Annotated in this window: 2 protein-coding genes; both read right to left on the bottom strand. The window is 44.1% G+C overall.

Translation table 11 applies throughout. From position 1 onward, the window contains the following. Window positions 1-229 (bottom strand): hypothetical protein (locus J7438_RS27285; RefSeq protein WP_209279145.1); only part of this gene is annotated, 229 nt, incomplete at its 3' end. A 49-nt stretch (window positions 230-278) separates the two neighbouring features. Continuing rightward, window positions 279-544, bottom strand: a 266-nt coding sequence (locus tag J7438_RS27290) for a hypothetical protein (RefSeq protein WP_209279146.1), incomplete at its 5' end; no start/stop codon positions are given.

Raw genomic sequence — 544 nt, forward strand, 5'->3', positions numbered from 1 at the left:
GTAGTCTCTCGGGAATAGTATCCGCTTTCATCTTTTCTGGGTGAATAATAAAATCGTATTTCTGCTCTACCGAATGGCTATTGATCAGGTGGCCATTGTTAAACCGGCTACCAACCCTGAAGTACGGTATCTTCTCGATGTTTTCAAGCGACTCGTGATACTGTTTTTGAGTATCGCAGAACAGGCACCAGATCTTGATGTCATTCTCAACTTTAACCAGGTTTCCCATTGCGAGGAACGTTAACGTTTCTCCTGCCTGCCAGGGGGCAGGTTCTAACCTAACCGGTGCGGCCCTGATTGAAGTAGTCCTCTTCATTACATGCCTCGAGGATTTCCTTAATCAGAGATTCCTGATAAGGAGTAAGATCATTACTTAAGCATGCAGTGTAGATGAGGTTACTCCGTGTGATCGTTTTACCTCGCCGAATTAACTCTCCTTTCGCCCAGAACAATCGTCGTTTATGGTGATGATTGGCATGACAGGCTTCTTGTAGATATGCCATGGTCTTTGGGATTTTAGAAGAACAGATTTTAGTAAAGAGGT

This window comes from Thalassotalea sp. G20_0, assembly GCF_017744175.1.
In the GTDB taxonomy this organism is placed as follows: domain Bacteria; phylum Pseudomonadota; class Gammaproteobacteria; order Pseudomonadales; family Endozoicomonadaceae; genus Endozoicomonas.